Annotated in this window: 2 protein-coding genes; both read left to right on the forward strand. The window is 74.5% G+C overall.

Going from position 1 to position 22,070, the window contains the following annotated elements:
• The first annotated feature begins 213 nt into the window (after positions 1–213).
• Positions 214–6,507, forward strand: a complete 6,294-nt coding sequence (locus QMF80_RS15815; protein ID WP_283453659.1) for a non-ribosomal peptide synthetase — start codon at positions 214–216, stop codon at positions 6,505–6,507.
• Positions 6,508–22,032, forward strand: a complete 15,525-nt coding sequence (locus QMF80_RS15820; protein WP_283453661.1) for a non-ribosomal peptide synthetase — start codon at positions 6,508–6,510, stop codon at positions 22,030–22,032.
• Positions 22,033–22,070 lie beyond the last annotated feature (38 nt).

Here is a 22,070-nt window from a genome sequence, read left to right on the forward strand (position 1 = left end):
GCACTCGTCCGCTCTCCGGCGGGCGTTCCCGGGCCGCGCTGTACAGCGCGATGAGGATTCTTCGATATGAGGGTCGCGGCGGATCGAAGTTTTTCATGAGATCGAGGCGCGCCCGCGGTTGATTCGTAGTGTGAGCCGCATCGCCCTGCCGATACGGCCGGCGAGCGATTCTCTACGGGTATCGATGCGTCTACTCAATCGGAGTGAATGGCAATGGCCGACCGGAATGGACTCCAATTGCCGCTGACGGCCGCCCAGTACGGAATGTGGCTGGCCCAGCAGGTGAATCCGGACAACCCGATGTACAGCATCGCCGAATGCGTTGAGATATCGGGCCAGGTCGATGCCGCGCTCTTCGAGGACGCGCTGCGCCGCACGGTGGCGGAGACCGAGGCGCTGCGCGTCCGCTTCCTGCCCGGCCCCGAGGGCCCGGTGCAGACCGTGGTGCCGGAGCTGGAGTGGGAGCTGCACACACCGGACGTCAGCGGCGAGCCGGACGCCGCGGTGGCCGCCGAGCGCTGGATGCTGGCCCGGGTCACGGCCCCGGTGGACGTCCACGCCGGGCCGCTGTTCACCTTCGGTCTCCTCAAGCTCGCCGAGGACCGGTACACCTGGTTCAGCCGCGTGCACCACACCATCGTCGACGGATACAGCTGGTCGCTGATCGTCTCCCGGGTCGCCGCGCTCTACTCGGCACTGGCCACCGGCGCCGAGCCGAAGGCCGCCACCTTCGGGACCCTGTCCGAGCTCGTCGAACTGGACGTCGCCTACCGGGAGTCGGAGCGGTTCACCGAGGACGCCGCCTTCTGGTCGCGCCGCCTCGCGGGCCTGACCGAGCCGGTCGCCCTCGCTCCCCGCCCCACCCGTGTCCCCACCGACCACGTCCGCGAGGCGGGCCGGGTGGCCGCCGCCGACGCCGACGCGCTGCGCGGTCTCGCCCGCGAGCTCCGGATCAGCTGGCCCGCCGCCGTCGTGGCGGGAATCGCCGGCTACCTGCACCGGCTCACCGGCGCCGAGGACATCGTCCTCGGCCTCGCCGTCGCGGCCCGCCCCGTCGCCGCCGCGAAGCGCACCCCGGGCATGGTCTCCAACGCCCTTCCCGTCCGGGTGAGCGCACGGCCCGCGACGACCGTGGCGGACTTCCTCCGCTCGGTGAGCGACGAGCTCCACGAGGCCCTGCGCCACCAGCGATACCGCTACGAGGACATCCACCGCGACCTCGGCCTGGTCGGTGACCGCAAGCGGCTGTGGGGCCCCGAGATCAACCTCATCATGTACGGCGAGCGCCTCGACTTCGCCGGTCACGAGGCGAGCGTGCGCGGCTTCTCGATCGGCCCCGAGGAAGACCTCTCGCTGATCGTCGACAACCGGACCCCGGACGACGGTTTCCTGATCGACTTCCACGCCAACGCCGACCTCTACACGCGGGAGGCGGTCTCGGGCCACCGCGAGGCGCTCACCGGCTTCCTCTCCGCCCTGGCCGCCGCGGACCCCGCCGACGAGCTGGGGACCGTGGCACTCCCGGAGCCCGCGGGCTGGACGCCGCCGGTGCGCGGCCAGGAGAGCGCGGCGGACGTCGAGCGGGCCGCGTACCGCGCTCCCGCCGGCCCGCGCGAGGAGACGCTCTGCGCGCTGGTGGCCGAGGTCCTGAAGACCGAACGGATCGGCGTCGACGACAACTTCTTCGAACGCGGCGGCCAGTCGCTCTCCGTGATCCGGCTGCTCGGCCGGATCCGCGAGTCCTTCGGGGCCGAACTCTCCATCCGCACCGTCTTCGAGACCCCGACGGTCGCCGGGCTCGCCGCGCTCCTCGACGGAGCCGACGGCGGACGCCGCCCGCTGGAGCCCGTCGCCCGCCCCGCCGAACTGCCGCTCTCCCTCAGCCAGCAGCGGCTCTGGCTGGTCAACCGGCTCCAGGGACCGAGCGGGGCCTACAACATGGGGCTCGCGCTCAAGCTCACCGGCCGACTGGACCGGGCCGCGCTCGCCGCGGCGTTCCTCGACGTCATGGGCCGCCACGAGAGCCTGCGCACGACCTTCCCCGAGACGGACGGCCGGCCGCGCCAGGAGGTCCTGTCCCCGGCCGCGGCCGCCGCGCGGGTGGTGCTCACCGAGCAGGCCGCCGACGCGGACACGCTGGACGCCGCGGTCGCCGCGGTGGTCGCCGAGGGCTTCGACCTCACCGAGGGCCTCGCCGTACGGCCCCGGCTGCTGGTCCTCGGCCCCGAGGAGCACGTCCTGCTGGTCGTCCTCCACCACATCGTCGGCGACGGCCTGTCGCTGGAGCCGCTCGCCCGCGACCTCGGCTTCGCCTACGCCGCCCGCGCGGCCGGTGAGCCGCCCGCCTTCGCGCCGATGCCGGTCCAGTACGCCGACTACACCCTGTGGCAGCAGTCCGTCCTGGGCCGCGAGAACGATCCGGACAGCCCGTTGGCCGGTCAGCTGGACTACTGGAAGCAGGCCCTGGCCGATCTGCCCGAGGAACTCTCCCTCCCGACGGACCGGCCGCGGCCCGGCGAGCTGTCCCAGCGCGGGGACATCGTCCGCTTCGACATCGCCCCCGCCCTCCACCAGCGCCTGACCGAACTCGGCCACGCCCACCGCGCCAGTCTCTTCATGGTGCTCCAGAGCGCGGTCGCGGTCCTGCTGAGCAAGCTCGGCGCGGGCCAGGACATTCCGCTGGGCAGCGCGGTCGCCGGACGGGGCGACTCCCGGCTGGACGACCTCATCGGCTGCTTCGTGAACACCGTGGTGTTCCGCAACGACGTCTCCGGCAACCCGAGCGTCGGACAGCTCCTCGACCGGTCCCGCGAGATGTCGCTGTCCGCCCACGCCCACCAGGACGTTCCCTTCGAGCGGCTGGTCGAGGCGCTCAACCCGGAGCGCTCGCTCGCCAGGAACCCGCTGTTCCAGGTGATGATGGACGTACAGACGCCGGCCGGGTCCACCCTGGAACTGCCGGGTCTGACCACCACCCCGCAGCAGGTGGACCCGGGTGTCACCAAGATCGACCTGCTGTTCGGTCTGGACGAGCGCTCGGCGGGCCACGAGGCCGCGGCCGGGGTGTCCGGACGGCTGGAGTACAGCACCGACCTGTTCGACCGCGCCACCATCGAGGCGATGAGCGGCCGCCTGGTCCGGGTACTGTCGGCCTTCGCCGCCGACCCCGGCCAGCGGATCGGGGAGATCGACGTCCTGACCGCGACGGAACGGCGCCAGGTGCTCGACGAGTTCGCCCGGGCCCCCGAGGTCGAGCCCGCTCTGCTCCTGCCCGCCCTCTTCGAGCGGCAGGCCGCCCGCACCCCGGCGGCCCCCGCGCTGACCGAGGGGGACCGGACCTGGTCGTACGCCGAACTCAACGCCCGCGCCAACCAGCTGGCCCACACCCTGATCGCGGCCGGCGCCGGTCCCGAGCAGCGGGTCGCCGTGCTGCTCCCGCGCTCGGCCGACCTGGTCACGGCCCTCCTCGCGACGCTCAAGTCCGGTGCGGCGTACGTCCCCGTCGACCCCGAGTACCCCGCCGAGCGGATCGCGTACATGCTGCGGGACGCGGCTCCGGCGCTGGTCGTGGCGGCTCCCGGCACCCTGCACGCGGTGCCCGCGGGCGTACCCGTCCTGGACGTCACCCAGGAGCGGCACGCCTCGTCCCTCGACCCGCGGGACGCGGAGCGGTCGGCGCCGCTGGACCCCGCCCACCCCGCCTACGTCATCTACACCTCCGGCTCCACCGGCCGCCCCAAGGGCGTCGTCGTGAGCCACCGGTCCGTCGCCGTCTACCTGGAGTACGCCCGCGAGCGCTACCCGGCGGTCTGCGAGAGCACCCTGCTGCACTCGCCGGTCTCCTTCGACCTGACCGTCACCTCGCTGTACGCCCCGCTGATCTCCGGCGGCAGCGTCCGCGTCACGGACCTGGAGGGTTCCGCCACGGGCGCCCCGCGCCCCGCCTTCCTCAAGGCGACCCCCGCGCACCTCGCCCTCCTGGGCGTCCTGCCCGAGGAGTTCTCCCCGACCCGGGAACTGGTCGTCGGCGGCGAGATGCTGATCGGCGAGGTCGTCGACGAGCTGCGTCGCCAGCGGCCCGGCATCACGGTCATCAACGAGTACGGGCCCACCGAGGCGACCGTCGGCTGCGCCGAGTACCGGATCGGCCCCGACGAGGCCGCGCCCAGCGGCCCCGTGCCCATCGGCCGGCCGATGTGGAACTCCGTCATCCACGTGCTCGACGCGGAGCTGAAGGTGGTACCGCCCGGCGTCGCCGGGGAGATCTACATCGGCGGCGGCCAGCTCGCCCGCGGCTACCTCGGCCGTCCGGCGCTGACCTCGGAACGCTTCGTCGCCGATCCGCACGGACCGGCGGGTGCCCGTGTCTACCGCACCGGAGACGTGGGCCGCTGGCGCGCCGACGGCGAGCTGGAGTACCTCGGCCGCGTCGACGACCAGGTGAAACTCAACGGCTTCCGCATCGAGCTCGGCGAGGTCGAGGCGGTACTGGCCCGGCACCCCGAGGTGTCCGGGGCCGCCGCCGCGGTCCGCGAGGACAGCCCGGGCCGCAAGCAGCTCGTCGGATACGTCGTCCCCCGCGCGGGACGGGACGCGCGGCCGCTCGATCCGGCCGAGGTCCTCTCGTACACGCGCGGCCCGCTGCCCGGCTACATGGTCCCGGCCGCCGTCGTCGTGCTGAGCGCGCTGCCGCTGACCCCAAACGGGAAGCTCGACCGCGCGGCCCTGCCCGCTCCCGAGTTCACCGGCGCGGCGGCCGCCGACGACGCGCCGCGCACCGGCCTGGAGGAGACCCTCGCCGGGCTCTTCGCCGAGGTGCTCGGCCGCGAGAGCGTCGGACTGCACGACAGCTTCTTCGAACTGGGCGGCGACAGCATCGTCTCCATCCAGCTGGTGGCCCGGGCCCGCAGGCTCGGCCTCGGGCTCTCCCCGAAGTCGGTGTTCGAACTCAAGACCGTGGCGGCGCTCGCCGCCCAGGTCACCGAGGAGAGCGCGGCGCCCGCCGCCGACGAGAACGCCGGGATCGGAGCGTTCCCCGCCACCCCGGTCATGCGCTGGCTGGAGGAGCGCGGCGGCCCCGCCGACGCCTTCCACCAGAGCGTCCTGATCCAGGTCCCGGCCGGGCTCGGCGCACGCGAACTGACCGAGGCGTTCCAGGCCGTGCTCGACCGGCACGACGCCCTGCGCGCCCGGCTCGACCGCGGCGGCCCCGCCGACCGGTGGACGTACGAGATCCTCGGGCGCGGCAGCGTGCGGGCGACCGCACTGGTCCGCCGCGTCGACACCGCCGCGCTGAGCGGTGCGGAGCTGCGCGAGGCCATCGCGCGCGAGTCCCGCGCGGCATGGGACCGGCTGGCCCCGGAAGACGGGGTGACGGCCCAGCTCGTCTGGTTCGACTCCGGGCCCGGCGCCTCCGGCAGGCTGCTCTTCGCCGCGCACCACCTGGTCGTGGACGGGGTCTCCTGGAGCATCCTGCTGCCCGACCTGCGGGCCGCCTGGGAGGCCGTCAGGGACGGGAAGCGGCCCGAACCGGCGCCCGTGGGCACGCCCCTGCGCCGGTGGGCCGAACTCCTCGGGGAGCACGCCCCGGACCGCGCCGGTGAGCTGGACCTGTGGACCGAGGCGCTGCGGCTCCCCGCCCCCGGCCTCACCGACCGGCCGCTGGACCCCGCCCAGGACACCGCCGCAGGCGCCCGGCGGTTCACCCACTCGCTGCCCGCCGAGGTCACCGGACCCCTGTTGAACCTGGTGCCGGGCGCGCTGAACGCGGGCGTGCACGAGGTACTGATCACCGCCCTGGCGCTGGCCGTCGACCGCTGGCGCGACCGGCGCGGACTCCCCGGCGGGACGGGCGTGCTCCTGGACGTGGAGGGCCACGGCCGGCAGGAGATCGCCGAGGGCCTCGACCTGTCCCGCACGGTCGGCTGGTTCACCACCATCCGCCCCGCCCGCCTCGACCCCGGCGTCGTGGACTGGCCCGGACTGTGGGCGGGCGGACCCGAGGCGGGCCGGGCGGTGCGCACGGTCAAGGAACAGCTCAGGTCCGTACCCGACGAAGGCATCGGATACGGGCTGCTGCGCCACCTCGACCCGGAGGCCGGCCCCCGGCTGGCCGCCCTCGCCACCGCACCCCTGCTCTTCAACCACCTGGGGCGCGCCGCCGCCCCGGCGGACGGGCCCGGCGGCGACTGGAGCCCCGCGGCCGAGACCGACCTGGTCCTGGCCGAGGGCGCGGACCTGCCGCTCTCCCATCTGCTGGAGATCAACTCAGTGGCCAGGGAGCACCCGGACGGACCGCGCCTGGAAGCCAGCTGGACCTGGCCCGGGCGGCTCCTCTCCGAGGCCGACGTCCGCGAGCTCGCGGACACCTGGTTCCGCGCGCTGCGGGCCCTGACCGAACACGCCGAGCGGCCTGACGCCGGCGGCTACAGCCCATCGGACCTTGCGCTGGTGGAGCTTTCCCAAGACGAGATCGACGGGCTCGAAGCCGAGTGGAGGACGCTGTAAATGTCGAAGTCGGGTCCTGAGGACATCCTTCCGCTGTCGCCGCTCCAGGAGGGGCTGCTCTTCCACGCGCTGTACGACGAGAGCGGCAACGACGTCTACACCGTGCAGATCGTGCTCGACCTCGGTGGCGGCCTCGACGCCGCCACCCTGCGCACCACGGCCCAGGCGCTGCTGAACCGCCACGCCAACCTGCGGGTGGGCTTCTTGCACCCCAAGCAGAGCCGGCCCGTCCAGGTGGTCTCCAGGGACGTCGAGGTGCCCTGGCAGGAGAGCGACCTGCGGAGCCTGGACGGCGTCGCGCGGGAGGCCGAACTGCTGCGCCTCCAGGCCGAGGAGAAGGCCCACCCCTTCGATCCGGCCCGCCCGCCGCTGATGCGCTACCGGCTGGTGCGGCTCGCGGACGACGCGTACCGCCTGCTGTGCACCTTCCACCACATCCTGCTCGACGGCTGGTCGACCTCGGTCCTGCTCGGTGAGCTGTTCGAGGTGTACGCCAAGGGCGGCGACGCGTCGTCGCTGCCGCCGGTCACCCCGTTCCGCGAGCACCTGGCCCACCTCGCCCGGCAGGACCGCGCGGCGTCCCTGGACGCCTGGCGCCGGGCGCTCGCCGGTATCGACGCGCCCACCCGGCTGGTCCCCTCGGACCCGGCCCGCGAGGTCGTCCACCCCGAGCAGCTGGTGCTGGAGCTCTCCGCCGAGGACACCGCCGCGCTCTCCGCGCGGCTGCGCGCCAACGACCTCACCTTCTCCAGCGCCGTGCACGGCGCCTGGGCGCTGCTGCTGTCGGTGCTGACCGGCCGCGACGACGTGGTCTTCGGCACCGTCGTCTCCGGCCGCCCGCCGGAGGTCCCCGGTATCGAGCGCATGGTCGGCATGCTCATCAACACCCTGCCCGTCCGGGTGCGGCTGAACGGCGCGGATCCGCTCGGGACCGTGCTGGCCGGGATCCAGAGCGAGCACCTGGAGATGATGGGCCACCACCACACGGGGATGCGCGACATCCTCCGGCTGTCGGGCCACTCCGAACTCTTCGACACCTACGTCGCGTTCGAGAACTTCCCCTTCGACCTCCAGGGCCTGCGCGACCTCGCGGGCGGCCTGACCATCGACGGCTTCGACGTCCTGGACGCCAACCACTACCCGCTCTGCCTCGTCTCGCACGTCCACGAGGGCAAGCTGCGGCTGCTGCTCAACTACCGCCCGGACCTCTTCGAGCTGGAGCAGGTCGAGGTCGTCGGCGCCCGGCTGGTGCGCCTGCTGCGGACCCTGACCGAGGACCTCGGGCGCACCGTCGCCGGACTGGACCTGCTCACCGGCGCCGAGCGGAGCCTGCTGGCCGCGGGCCCGGACACGGCGGCGGACGCGGTGGAACGCTCCACCTTCCCCGAGCTGTTCGCCGCCCAGGCCGCACGCACCCCCGACGCCGTCGCCGTCGAGTCCGTCGGCCTCTGCCTGACCTACGCGGAGCTGGACGCGCGCACCGACGAGCTGGCGGCGCTGCTGACCGCCCAGGGCGTCGGCCCCGAGCAGGTCGTGGCACTCGTCCTCGGCCGCTCCGTGGAGTCCGTCGTCGGCTCGCTCGCCGTGATGAAGGCGGGCGCCGCCTACCTGCCGGTGGACCCCGACTACCCGGCCGAGCGCATCGCGTTCATGTTCGGCGACGCGCGTCCCGCGGCGGTGCTCACCACCACCGCGTACGAGCGTGTGCTGCCCCCGTCTCAGGGCACGCCCGTGCTGCTGCTCGACGGCGCTCCGCAGCGGGCGGGCGAGCGCGTCCGCCCCGCCGGCCCGGTGTCCGTCGCCTCCCCCGCCTACCTGATCTACACCTCCGGTTCGACGGGCGTCCCCAAGGGCGTCGTCGTCACCCACACCGGTCTGGCCGCCTTCGCGGCGACCGAGCGCGAGCGGTTCGCCGTCGACGGCGACAGCCGTGTCCTGCAGTTCTCCTCGCCGAGCTTCGACGCCTCCGTGCTGGAGCTGTGCATGACGCTGACCTCGGGCGCCACCCTGGTGGTGCCCGAGCCCGGCCCGCTGGCGGGCGAGCCCCTCGCCGAGGTCATCGCGGCGCGCGGGGTGACCCACGCCCTGATTCCCCCGGCCGCGCTGGCCAGCGTCCCCGCCGTGGACCTGCCCGGCTTCGCCTGCCTGATCGTGGGCGGTGACGCCACCTCGGCCGAGCTCGTCGCACGCTGGGCGCCGGGCCGGCGCATGGTCAACGCGTATGGCCCCACCGAGTCGACCGTCGCGGTGTCGATGAGTACCCCGCTGGAGGTCACCGGCACGGTGCCGCCGATCGGCGCGCCGGTGCTGGACACCCGCGCCTACGTCCTCGACGGCGCGCTGCGCCTGGTTCCGCGGGGCGCCTCGGGCGAGCTGTACGTGGCGGGCGCGGGCCTGGCCCGCGGCTACCTCCGGCGTGCCGCTCTGACCTCGGAGCGGTTCGTCGCCAACCCGTACGGAGCCCCCGGCGAGCGGATGTACCGCACCGGTGACGTCGTACGGCTCGGCGAGGACGGCCAGTTCCAGTTCGTCGGCCGCGCCGACGACCAGGTCAAGGTCCGCGGCTTCCGCATCGAACTGGGCGAGATCGAGAGCGTACTGGCCCGCCACGAGGGCGTGGACCAGGCGGCCGTGACCGTGCACGAGACGCAGCCGGGCGTGAAGCAGCTCGTCGCCTACGTGGTCCCCACCGCCGCCGGCGGCTTCGACGCGGCGGGTCTGCGCACCCACGTCGCCGGGCAGCTGCCCGAGTACATGGTCCCGGCGGTCGTCATCGCGCTGGACGCGCTGCCGCTGATGGTCAACGGCAAGCTGGACCGCAAGGCGCTGCCCGCCCCCGAGCTCACCGTGTCCGACGGCCGCGCCCCGGCCACCGCCCGCGAGGAGCTGCTGTGCACGCTCTTCGCCGAGGTCCTGGGCGTGGAGAAGGTCGGCGCCGACCAGAGCTTCTTCGAGCTCGGCGGTGACAGCATCGCCTCCATCCAGCTGATCAGCCGCGCCCGCAAGGCCGGTCTGCGGTTCACCCCGCGCGACGTCTTCACCCACAAGACCGTCGAGGCCGTCGCCGCCGTCGCGACCGAGTCCACCGGTACCGAGCGCCGCCGCCGCGCCCCCTCCGACGGCGTCGGGGGAGTGCCGCTGACCCCGATCATCCACTGGTTCAGCGAACACAGCGGGCCCGTCGACCCGTTCAACCAGGCGATGCCGCTGCCCGTGCCCGCGGGCCTCGACACGGCCCGGATCACCACCGTGCTCCAGACCTTCCTCGACCACCACGACGCGCTGCGGCTCCGGCTCACCCGCATCGAGGACCTCGGCGAGTGGACGCTGGAGATCACCCCGGCCGGGACCGTCGCCGCCGCCGAGTCCCTCCACCGGGTCGACGCCACCGGGCTCGACGCGGACGCCCTGCGGGCCGTCATCGAGCGCGAGTCCGCCGCCGCCCAGGGCCGGCTCGCCCCCGAGCAGGGCCGGATGGTGCAGGCCGTCTGGTTCGACGCCGGTGCGGACCTGCCCGGCCGGATGCTGCTCGTCATCCACCACCTCTCGGTGGACGGGGTGTCCTGGCGCATCCTGCTGCCGGAGATCTCGGCCGCGCTGGAGGCCGCCGCCGAGGGCGCCGGGTACACCCCCGAGCCCGTCGGCACCTCCTTCCGCCGCTGGTCGCAGCACCTCGCCGCGGCCGCCTCGGAGCCGGACCGCATCCGCGAACTCCCGCTGTGGCGCTCCATCCTGTCCGGCCCCGACCCGCTGCTCACCGAGCGACCGCTGGACGAGGGCGACACCCTCGCCACCGCCGGACACCTCACCCTGCGGCTGCCCGCCGACGTGACCGAGCCCCTGCTGGGCCGGGTCCCGGCCGCTTTCAACGCGCAGATCAACGACGTCCTGCTCACCGCGCTCGCCGTCGCCGTCGCCGACTGGCGGCGCGGGCGCGGCCGCGGCGAGGACTCCTCGGTCCTGGTCGGCCTGGAGGGCCACGGCCGGGAGGACATCCTCGAAGGCGCCGACCTGTCCCGTACGGTCGGCTGGTTCACCAGCCTGTACCCGGTGCGCCTGGACCCGGGCGAGGTGCCCGCCGCCGAACTCCCCGGGGGCGGCCCCGCCCTCGTCACCGCCCTCAAGGCGGTCAAGGAACAGCTGCGCGCCATCCCCGACAACGGCATCGGCTTCGGCCTGCTGCGCTACCTCAACCCGCGCACCGCCGTGGCCCTGGCGAAGTTCGCCGAGCCGCAGATCGGCTTCAACTACCTGGGCCGCATCGGCGGATCCGGCGACGACGCCCAGGACGGCGGGCTCGGCGGCGGCGCCGACGACGCCACCCCCCTGCCGTACGCCCTCACCGCCAACGCCGTCACCGAGACCCACGCCGACGGCCCGCGCCTCACCGCCACCTGGACCTGGCCCGGCGCCCTGCTGACCGAGGACGAGGTACGCCGCCTCGCCGCCGCCTGGTTCGACGCCCTGCGCGCCCTGGTGGCCTGCGCCGACCGGCCCGAGGGCGTCGGCGGCCTCGTCCCGTCCGACCTGCCGCTCGTCTCCCTCACCCAGGCGGAGATCGGCCGCCTGGAGGGGGCGAGGCCGCACCTGAGCGACATCCTGCCGCTGTCCCCGCTCCAGGAGGGCCTGCTCTTCCACACCGAGTACGACCAGCGGGCCGAGGACGTCTACATCACCCGGCTGGCCCTGGACGTCCGCGGCGCGCTGGACACCGGGGCGCTGCGCGCCGCCGTGGCCGGGCTGCTGTCCCGGCACGCCAGCCTGCGCGCCTGCTTCCACCGCACGGCCGAAGGCGTCCCCGTCCAGCTCGTACCCGACGCGGTGGAGCTGCCCTGGAACGAGAGCGACCTCAGCCACCTCGGGGAGCGGGAGCAGCGGGACGAGCTGGACCGGCTGCTGGTCCAGGAGCGCTCCCGCCGCTTCGACCCCGAGCACCCGCCGCTGCTCCGCTTCACCCTGATCAAGCTGGGCACCGACCGCCACCGCCTGCTCTTCGCCGCCCACCACCTGCTGCTCGACGGCTGGTCCGCGCCGGTGCTCGCGGGTGAGCTCTTCGAGCTGTACGGGCGCCGCGGCGACGCGTCCGCCCTGCCCGAGGTCGTCCCGTACAAGGACTACCTGACCTGGCTGGCGGGCCAGGACCGCGCCGAAGCGGAGAGCGCCTGGCGCACCGCCCTGGCCGGGGTGACGGAGCCGACGCTGGTCGCCCCCGGAGCCGCGGGACACGCCGCGGCCCTGCCCGGCCGGATCGTCGACGAACTGCCGGGCGAGCTGACCGCCGCCCTCACCGCGACGGCCCGCGCGCACGGCCTCACCATGAACGCCGTGGTGCAGGGCGCCTGGGGCGTCGTCCTCGCCGCTCTCACCGGCCGCGACGACGTGCTGTTCGGCGAGACGGTCTCCGGCCGTCCGCCGGAACTGGCGGGCGTCGAGACGATGGTCGGACTCTTCAGCAACACCGTGCCCGTACGGGTCCGCCTCGACCCCGCGGCGTCGCTGGCCGACACCCTCTCCCGGGTCCAGGCCCAGCGGGTCGAGCTGCTGGCGTACCACCACCTCGGCCTCGCCGACCTCCAGGAACTCGCCGGACTCGGCACCCTCTTCGACACCGCGGTGGTCTTCGAGAACTTCCCGTCGGAGCCCGGCGCGATGGAGACCGTGCACGGCCTGGCCCTGTCCGAGGTCGACACCAAGGGCGACAACCACTACCCCCTGGGCATGGTGGTGATGCAGGACGAGCAGCGCCTGGTGCTCAACTGGTACTACCGCCCCGACCTGCTCGACGAGCGGCTGGTGACCTCCGCGACCCGGCAGCTGCGCCGGGTCCTGGAGGCCGTCGCCACCGCGCCGGAGACCCCCGTGGGCCGGCTGGCCCTGCTGGACGGGGCGCAGACCCGGGAGCTGACCTCCGGCTCCGCCGGGCCGGCCGTACCCGGCTCCGACGCCCTGGTCCACGAGCTGATCGAGGCCCAGGCGGTTCGTACCCCGCACGCCGTCGCGCTCGTCGACGGCGCCCTGGAGGTCGGCTACGCCGAACTCGACGAGCGGGCGGACCGGCTCGCCCGCACCCTGACCGCCCGGGGCGCGGGCCCCGGGACCCTGGTCGCGGTCGCCATGGAGCGCTCCGCCGAACTGGTCGTGACCCTGCTCGCCGTCCTCAAGTCCGGCGCCGCGTACGTACCGGTCGACCCGGCGTACCCGGGCGAGCGCATCGCCTACCTGCTCCAGGACGCCGCACCGCGCCTGCTGGTGACCACCCGGGCGGCCGCCGCCGCGCTGCCGCCGTCGGACATCGAGCGGATCGTCGTCGACGACGCGAAGACCGCCGCGGACATCGCGGCCGTCCCCGTCACCGGCGCCCGCCCGGCCTCCCCGTCCCCCCGGCACCCCGCCTACGTGATCTACACCTCCGGCTCCACCGGCCGCCCCAAGGGCGTCGTCGTCGAGCACCGCTCGGTGGTCGACTACCTCGGCTGGGCGGGCACCGCCTACTCCGGCGCGGCCGGTCTCGCGCTGCTGCACTCGCCGGTCTCCTTCGACCTCACCGTCACCGCCCTGTTCACTCCCCTCACGGTCGGCGGCAGCGTGCTCATCACGGCGCTGGAGGAGAGCGCCGCCGTCTCGGCGCGGCTCGCCACGACCCCGGTGACCTTCATGAAGGCCACCCCCAGCCACCTTCCGCTGCTCGGCGCGCTGCCCGCGGCCTACTCGCCCGCCACCGAACTGCTCCTCGGCGGGGAGGCCCTGCTCGGCGAGAACCTGGCCGGGTGGCGCGAGCGCCACCCGGACGCCACCGTCTGGAACGTGTACGGGCCCACCGAGGCCACCGTGAACGCCACCGAGTTCCGTGTCGCGCCCGGCACCGAACTGGCCCCGGGGCCGGTACCGATGGGCCGCCCGCAGGGCAACGTCCGGGCGTACGTCCTCGACGCGGCGCTGCGCCCGGTCCCCGCCGGGGTCGCGGGTGAGCTCTACCTCGCCGGGCCCTGCCTGGCCCGCGGCTACCTCGGCCGTCCCGCGCTGACCTCGGAGCGGTTCACGGCCGACCCGTACGGACCGGCGGGCGAGCGGATGTACCGCACCGGTGACGTGGCCCGCCGCCTCGCCGACGGCAACCTGGTGTTCGTCGGCCGCGCCGACGACCAGGTCAAGATCCGCGGTCACCGCATCGAACTCGGCGAGGTCTCCGCCGCGGTCGCCGCCCTCCCCGGCGTCACCGCCCAGGCGGTGATCGTCCGCGACGGCGGTGCGAGCGGCCCCCGCCTCGTCGCGTACGCCGTCCCCGCGGCCGGGACCGCCCCGGCCGGAGCGGAGCTGCGTGAGCGGCTCGCCGCCACGCTGCCCGACCACATGGTCCCGGAAGCCGTCGTCCTCCTGGGCGAGCTGCCGCTGACCGTCAACGGAAAGCTCGACCGCGCCGCGCTGCCCGAGCCGGAGTTCACGGCCGTCACCGTCCGCGCCCCGCGCTCCCCGCAGGAGGAGATCCTGTGCGGCCTCTTCGCCCAGGTCCTCGACCTGGCCGAAGCGGGCGTGGACGACGACTTCTTCCGCCTCGGCGGCAACTCGCTGAGCGCCGTGCGGCTGCTCAGCCGGGTCAGGTCGGCCTTCGGCTCCGACGTCGACGTCCGCGCCGTCTTCGAGGCGCCGACCCCGGCCCTGCTCGCCGCCCGGATCGTCCACGGCGATTCGGAGCGGCCCGAACTGACCGCACGGCCGCGGCCGCCGCAGGTCCCGCTGTCGTCCGCACAGCGCCGCCTGTGGTTCCTCGGCAGGCTGGAGGGCCCCACCGGTTCGTACAACATCCCCATCGGCATCCGGCTCACCGGCACGGTCGACCCCGACGCGCTGCGCGGGGCCGTCGCCGACGTGGTGACGCGCCACGAGAGCCTGCGGACCGTCTTCCCCGACACCGGTGGCAAGCCCCGCCAGCACGTCCTCACCGGCACCGACGCCCGGGTTCCGCTGGAGTGCGTCCGCAGCACACCGGACGCACTCGACGGCGCACTGCGCCGCGCCGCCGCCCAGGGCTTCGACCTCGCCCGTGAACTCCCCATCAGGGCGACGCTGTTCACCGTCTCCGACACCGAGCACGTGCTGCTGCTCACCGTGCACCACATCGCGTCCGACGGATGGTCCAACGCCCCCCTCGCCCGCGACCTGTCCCTCGCCTACGCCGCCCGGTCCACCGGACGCGAGCCCGGCTGGGCGCCGTTGCGGGTGCAGTACGCCGACTACACGCTCTGGCAGCAGGAGCTGCTGGGTGACGCGAAGGACCCGGCGAGCCTCGCGGCCCAACAGCTGGCCTTCTGGGAGCAGACCCTGACCGGCGCCCCGGCGGAGCTGGCCCTGCCCACCGACCGCCCGCGCCCCGCGGAGGCGACCGCGGCGGGTGCCACCGTCGAGTTCACGCTCGGCGCCGCACTCCACGCACGCCTCGCCGACCTCGCCCGCACCCACCAGGTCAGCCTCTTCATGGTGGCCCAGGCGGCCCTCGCGGCGCTGCTGACCCGCCTCGGCTCCGGCACCGACATCCCCGTCGGCACCGCGGTGGCCGGGCGCCCGGACGAGGCGCTCGAAGACCTCGTCGGGTTCTTCGTCAACACCCTGGTGCTGCGCACCGACACCTCCGCGGACCCGTCCTTCACGGAACTGCTGGCCCGGGTCAGGGCCGCGGACCTCGCGGCCTACGCCCACCAGGACCTGCCCTTCGAGCGGCTGGTCGACGCGCTGGGCCCGGACGTGCGGTCCCTGGCGCACACCCCGCTGTTCCAGGTGTTCCTCGCCTTCCAGAACAACGCGGCGCCGCGCCTGGAACTGCCCGGCCTGACGGTCTCCCCGGCGGAGATCGAACTCACCTCGGCCAAGACCGACCTCGGCGTCGAGCTGACCGAGACCTTCGACGCCGACGGCGGCCACGCCGGTCTGCGCGGCATGATCAGCTACCGCACCGACCTGTTCGACCGGTCCACGGTCGAGTCGGTCGCGGCCCGGTACACCGCCCTCCTCGACGCGGTCAGCACCGATCCCGGACTGGCCGTCAGCCGGATCGACCTGCTCGGCGACGCGGAGCTGACCGAAGTGCTCACCACCCGCAACGACACCGCCCGCGCGGTACGGGCGGCGACGTTCCCCGCGCTGTTCGAGGAGCGCGCCGCCGCCACCCCCGGCGCGGTCGCCCTCGTGGCGGGCGCCACCGAGCTGACCTACGCGGAACTCAACGCGCGGGCCAACCAGTGGGCGCACTGGCTGATCGGCAACGGAGTCGGCCCCGAGCAGCGGGTCGCCGTCGCCGTACCGCGCTCGGTGGACTGGCTCGCGGTCACCCTCGGCGTCCTGAAGGCGGGGGCGGCCCACCTGCCGGTCGACCCGGGCTACCCGGCCGACCGCATCGCGTACATCGTCGAGGACGCGCGCCCCGCCCTGGTCCTCACCACCGGGGAGACGGCCGCACGGCTGCCCCTGACCGGCTCCGCCTCCGTGATCCCCGTCGACGCGCCGGAGGTCCGGGCCGAGGTCGGCGCGGCCGCGGCGACCGACCCCGCCGACCGCGACCGTACGCACCCGCTCGGCCTCGACCACCCCGCGTACGTCATCTACACCTCGGGTTCCACCGGCCGCCCCAAGGGCGTCCTGGTCACCCACCGGGGCATCGCGGGCATGGCCGGCTCGCACGCCGAGAACTTCGCCATCGACGCGGACAGCCGGATCCTCCAGGCCGTCTCGCCCAGTTTCGACGTCTCCATGGCCGACCTCTCGATGACCCTCCTGTCCGGTGCGGCACTCGTGATACCCCAGGGCAACGCCTCGCCCGCGGGAACGGAACTCGCCGCGCTGATCGACGACCACCGCGTGAGCCACCTCCAGATCACCGCCGGGGTGCTCGCCACCCTGCCGCGCACCGAACTGCCCACCCTGAGCACCCTCGCGGTCGGCGGCGAGCCCTGCCCGCCCGACCAGGTCGCGCACTGGTCCCGCGGCCGACGGCTGCTCAACGTGTACGGGCCCAGCGAGGCGACCGTCTGCTCCACCATGAGCCGCCCCCAGAGCGGAGAGGTCCACCCGCCCATCGGCACCCCGCTGTGGAACACCCGGGTGTACGTCCTCGACGCCTTCCTGCGTCCGGTGCCGGACGGGACGACCGGTGAACTGCACATCGCCGGTGACGGACTGGCCCGGGGCTACCTCGGCCGGCCCGGGCTCACCGCCGAACGGTTCGTGGCCAACCCCTTCGGGGCGCCCGGCGAGCGGTTCTACCGCACCGGAGACGTGGTGCGGTGGAACGCCGACGGCCAGCTGGAGTTCGCGGGCCGCGCCGACGACCAGGTCAAGGTCCGCGGCTTCCGCATCGAGCTGGGCGAGATCGAGGCGGCCCTGGCCCTCCACCCGGGGATCGCCCACGCGGCGGTCTCGGTCCACGAGGACGCGGCGGGCCGCAGGCAGCTGGCGGCCTACGTGGTCCCCGCGGCCGACGCCCGCCCGACGGCGCGGGCCCTGCGCGGCCACCTGTCGGACCTGCTCCCGGACTACATGGTGCCCGCCTCCTACACCACGCTCGGCGCACTGCCCCTGAGCTCCAACGGAAAGGTCGACCGCAAGGCCCTGCCGGAGCCGGACCTCGGCCCCCGCGAGGAGGCCGGCGCGCCGGGCGACGAGAAGGAGACCCTGCTCTGCGAGCTGATCCGCGACCTCCTCGGAGTCGAGGGGGTGGGCGCGCAGGACAGCTTCTTCGAACTCGGCGGCGACAGCATCGTCTCCATCCAGCTGGTGAGCCGGGCCGTGGAAGCGGGCCTGGAGTTCACCGCGGCGGACGTACTGCGCCACCGCACCGTCGCCGACCTGGCGGCCGCCGCCACATGGGCCGGCGCCGCCGACGAGCGGCCGGACACGAGCGACGACTCCGGCACCGGCGAGATCCCGCTGAGCCCGGCCGCGCACGCACTGCGCGAACGGGGCGGCCCGGTCGGCCACAGCGTCGCCACCGCCGCGCTGACGCTCCCGGCGGACAGCGACGGCCCGCGTCTGGTCCAGGTGCTCCAGACGCTCGTCGACCACCACGACGCGCTGCGGCTGCGGCTGACCCGGCGCGCCGGAAACCTGGTCTGGAACCTGGAGAGCCGTCCGCGCGCCGAAGTCGACGCCGCCTCGCTGCTCACCCGGGTCGAGGCCGCGGACGCCGACACCCTGGCCGCCCTGATCGCCGCGCACACGGAATCGGTCCGCTCCACCGTCGCACCCGAGGACGGCGCCGTGTTCCGGGCCGTCTGGTTCGACGGCGGTCCCGGGGGAGAGCACCGGCTGCTGCTCGCGGTGCACACCCTGGCCGCCGACCAGAGCTCCTGGCGGATCCTGGCCGCCGACCTGCGCACGGCGTGGGACGCGGTGACGGCCGGCGTCCCCGCGCAGCTGGCGCCCGCGGCCACCTCGTACAAGGCCTGGGCCGAGGAGACGGCCGCCGCCGCGACCGCCCCGGAGCTCATCGACGAACTGCCCGTCTGGCACGAGATCCTCGGCGCGGGTACGGCGCCCCTCACCGGGCACGCGCTGGACGCCCGCCGCGACACCGCGGGCACCGTCCGCCACGTCGAGGTGTCCTTCTCGCCGGCCGAGTCCCGGGCCCTGCTGGACACCGTCGCGCCCGCCTTCGCCACCGGAGTGCCGGAAGTCCTGCTCGGCGCCCTCACGGCCGCCGTCGAGGAATGGCGCGCCCGCCTCGGCCGCGAAGGCGGCACCGGGGTGCTGGTCGCGCTGGAGGACGACGGCCGCGGCCACGGGCCCCTCGGCGCCGCCCTCGCCCGCACCGTCGGCCGCTTCACCACCACCCGTCCCGTACTCCTGGGCGCGGGCGAGCCCGGACCGGGCGCCGGCGCCCTGGTCAAGCAGGTCAAGGAGCAGCTCGCCGCGCTCCCGGACGGCGGCAGCGGCTACGGCCTGCTGCGGTACCTCAACCCCCAGACGGTGCCCCTGCTGGCCGCCCTCGGCGCGCCGCAGGTCCGCTTCGCCTACCACGGCCGCTTCGAGGCACCCCTCGCGGACGGCTCCGCTCCGTTCGGCGCTGCGGGCGCCGTGCGGGCCGCGGCGGGCGAGGACCCGGACATGCCGGTCGCGTATCCGCTCGACGTGGACGTCCGGGTGGACGCGGACGGGGACGAGCTGCGGCTGACGGCCCGCTGGGCGTGGCCGGACAGCCTGTTCGGCGCGACGGACGTGCCCGAACTGGCCGGGGCCTGGCAGCGCGCGGTGCGCGCCCTCCTCGCCGACGCGGGCCAGTCCGGCGGGCGGTCCCCCTCGGACTTCCCGCTGGTCCGGCTGGAGCAGCGCGACATCGACCTGCTGGAGCGGGACGGACGCGCGCTGGCCGACGTACTCCCCCTGGCACCGCTCCAGGAGGGGCTCCTCTTCCACTCCCTGTACGACCAGCGCGACGCCGACGTCTACACGGTCCAGTTCGGGCTGGACCTGGAGGGCGATCCCCGCACCGAGGTCCTGCGCACGGCCGTCCGGGCGCTGCTGGTCCGCCACGCCAACCTCCGCGCCGGATTCGCGTACGAGGGCCTCTCCCAGCCCGTCCAGTTCATTCCGGCGGGCGTGGACGTGCCGTGGACCGAGCGCGACCTCGGCGCCCTGGCCGACGCGGAGCGTACGGCCGAGGTCGGCCGCGTGATGCGGGAGGCGCGCTCGGAACGCTTCGACGCCGCCCGGCCCCCGATGCTGCGCTGCACCCTGCTCCGCCTCGGCGGTGGCCGGGCGCGCCTGGTGCTGACGTTCCACCACATCCTGCTGGACGGCTGGTCCACGCCGATCCTGCTGGACGAGCTGATGCGGCTGTACGCCTCCGCGGGCGACCCGGGCGGTCTGCCCGAGGTCCGTCCGTACGCCGGATACCTGGGCTGGGTCGGCGAGCAGGACCAGAAGGCCTCCGAGCGGGCCTGGCGCGAGGTGCTCGACGCGTCGGTGGAGCCCACGCTGCTGGTGGCGGCGGACCCGGACCGGGCCGCGGTCGCCACCGAGAAGCTCTCCGTCACCTTCGGGGGCGCGCTCGTGGCCGGGCTCACCGCCCTCGCGGGCCGCCACGGAACGACCATGAACACGGTCGTCCAGGCCGCCTGGGGGCTGTTGCTCTCCCGGCTCACCGGCCGGGAGGACGTGGTGTTCGGCGCCACCGTCTCCGGCAGGCCGCCCGAGGTCCCCGGCATCGAGCGCATGGTGGGACTGTTCATCAACACCGTTCCCGTACGCGTCGCCCACCGCGGAGCGGAGCGGGCCGACGTCCTGCTCTCCCGGCTGTGGAACCAGCAGATCGACCTGACGGCGCACCAGCACATCAGGCTGGTCGACCTCCAGCGGATCGTCGGCAAGGGCGAACTCTTCGACACCCTCCTGGTGTTCCAGAACATCCCGGCGGACGGCGCCGGATTCGGCGGCGCGTCCGACCGGGTCCGCGCGGTCGACCTGGAGATGAACGACGCGACCCACTACCCGCTCACCCTGGACGCGGGACTCTCCGGCGACCAACTGCACTGCGGACTGGGCTACCGGCCCGACCTCCTCACCAAAGCCGAGGCGGAAACCGTCGCCCAGGGCCTCGGCGAGGTGCTGGAAGCCCTCGCGGGCGGCCTGGCCCCCCGGGCCGCACCGGCGGACGAGGACCCCCTGACCCCGTGGTGGGCGCAGATCCGCGCCCGCTCGGCGCCGCAGGACGCCCCGCAGGCCCAGGAGGCCCAGGAGGCCCCGGCCGGGCCCGGGGACGTGCGCGCCGACGGCGGGACGGCCGACGGGGCCGCGCGCAGCGCCTCCCGCGAAGCCGTACTGGCCGCTCTCTTCGCCGAACTCCTCGGCGCCCCCGAGGTCGGTCTCGACGAGGACTTCTTCGAACTGGGCGGTGACAGCATCGTCTCCATCCAGCTCGCGGGCCGGGCCCGCAAGGCGGGCCTGCTCATCAGCCTGCGGGACGTCTTCAAGCACAAGACGGTCCGGGCGCTCGCCAGGATCGCCAGGGAGGACGAGGAGCGGACCGCCGAGGCGCCCGAGGACGCCATCGGCGAACTCGCCCTCACCCCGGTCATGCACGACCTGTACGAGCGGGGCGGGCCGACGGACGCCGTCCACCAGGCGGCCCTCCTCCAGCTCCCCGCGGGCTGCACGCGGGAGCGGCTGGTGGCGACCCTGCGGGCCGTCATCGACCACCACGACACCCTGCGGGCGCGGATCGTCTCCGGCCCCGACGGCCGGCGGATGGTCATCGCCCCGCGTGGCGCCGTCGACGCGGCCGCGCTGCTGAGCCGCACCGACATCGCGGACGTACCGCGGCAGGACCTGATCGGCGCGGTCGCCGAGGCCCAGACCCGGGTCCAGGCCGAGCTCTCGCCGGCCGACGGCGCCGTGGTCCGCGCGGTCTGGTTCGACGCGGGCCCCGCCGCGCCGGGACGGCTCCTGGTCCTGGTCCACCACCTCGCCGTGGACGGCGTGTCCTGGCGCGTGCTCCAGGAAGACCTCAAGAGCGCGTGGGAGGCCCTCTCCACGGGCAGCGAGCCCGTTCTCGAAGCGGTCGGGACCTCCTTCCGCCGCTGGTCCTCCGTACTGGCGGAGCAGGCGGTGTCCCCGGCGCGGACCGGGGAACTGGAGCTGTGGCGCTCGGTGCTGGCCACCGGCGACCCGCTCCTGTCGCACCGGCGCCTCGACGCCACCCGCGACGTCGTCGCCACGGCCCGACAGCTGACGGTGACGCTGCCCGACGCGGTGACCGCGCCGCTGCTCGGCCGGGTCCCCGCGGTGTTCAACGCGGCGGTCGACGAGGTGCTGCTCACCGGACTGGCGCTGGCGGTGGCCCGCTGGCGGCGCGAGCGCGGCCGCGGTGAGGGCTCCGCCGTCCTGGTGGGGCTGGAGGGCCACGGCCGGGAGGAGATCGCCGACGGCGTGGACCTCTCCCGTACGGTCGGCTGGTTCACCAGCCTCTACCCCGTCGCGGTCGACCCGGGCGCACTGCCCGAAGCCGATCTGTGGTCCGGCGAAGCCGTACTCGGCACGGCCCTGAAGCGGGTCAAGGAGCAGCTGCGGGCCATTCCCGACAAGGGGATCGGCTACGGCCTGCTGCGCCACCTCAACCCGGAGACCGGCCCGGAACTGGCCGGGTACGCCGAACCGCAGATCGGCTTCAACTACCTCGGCCGGTTCGGCGCCGTGGACGAGGCCGCCACCCGGGCCGAGGACTGGGCGGCGCCGCCCGAGGCGACCGAGACCCTCGGCAGCGGCGGCGACGACGCCAGGCCGCTGTCCCACGCCGTCGGCCTCAGCGTCGTGGCGCAGGACCGGCCCGACGGCGTGCGGCTGGTGGCCATCTGGTCCTGGCCCGACGAGCTCTTCGCCGAGGCGGAGATCCGTGAGATCGCCCGCCTGTGGTTCCTGGCCCTGGAAGTCCTGACCGAGTTCGCCGCCCGCCCCGAGGCCGGAGGCCTCACCCCGTCCGACGTGTCCCTGTTGTCGCTGTCGCAGGACGAGATCGATGAATTCGAAAGTGATCTGAGCTGATGAGAGGAAACAGCAAAGTGACGAGGCCTGGATTCGTC

It is taken from the genome of Streptomyces sp. G-G2 (genome assembly GCF_030063135.1).
GTDB lineage: Bacteria > Actinomycetota > Actinomycetes > Streptomycetales > Streptomycetaceae > Streptomyces.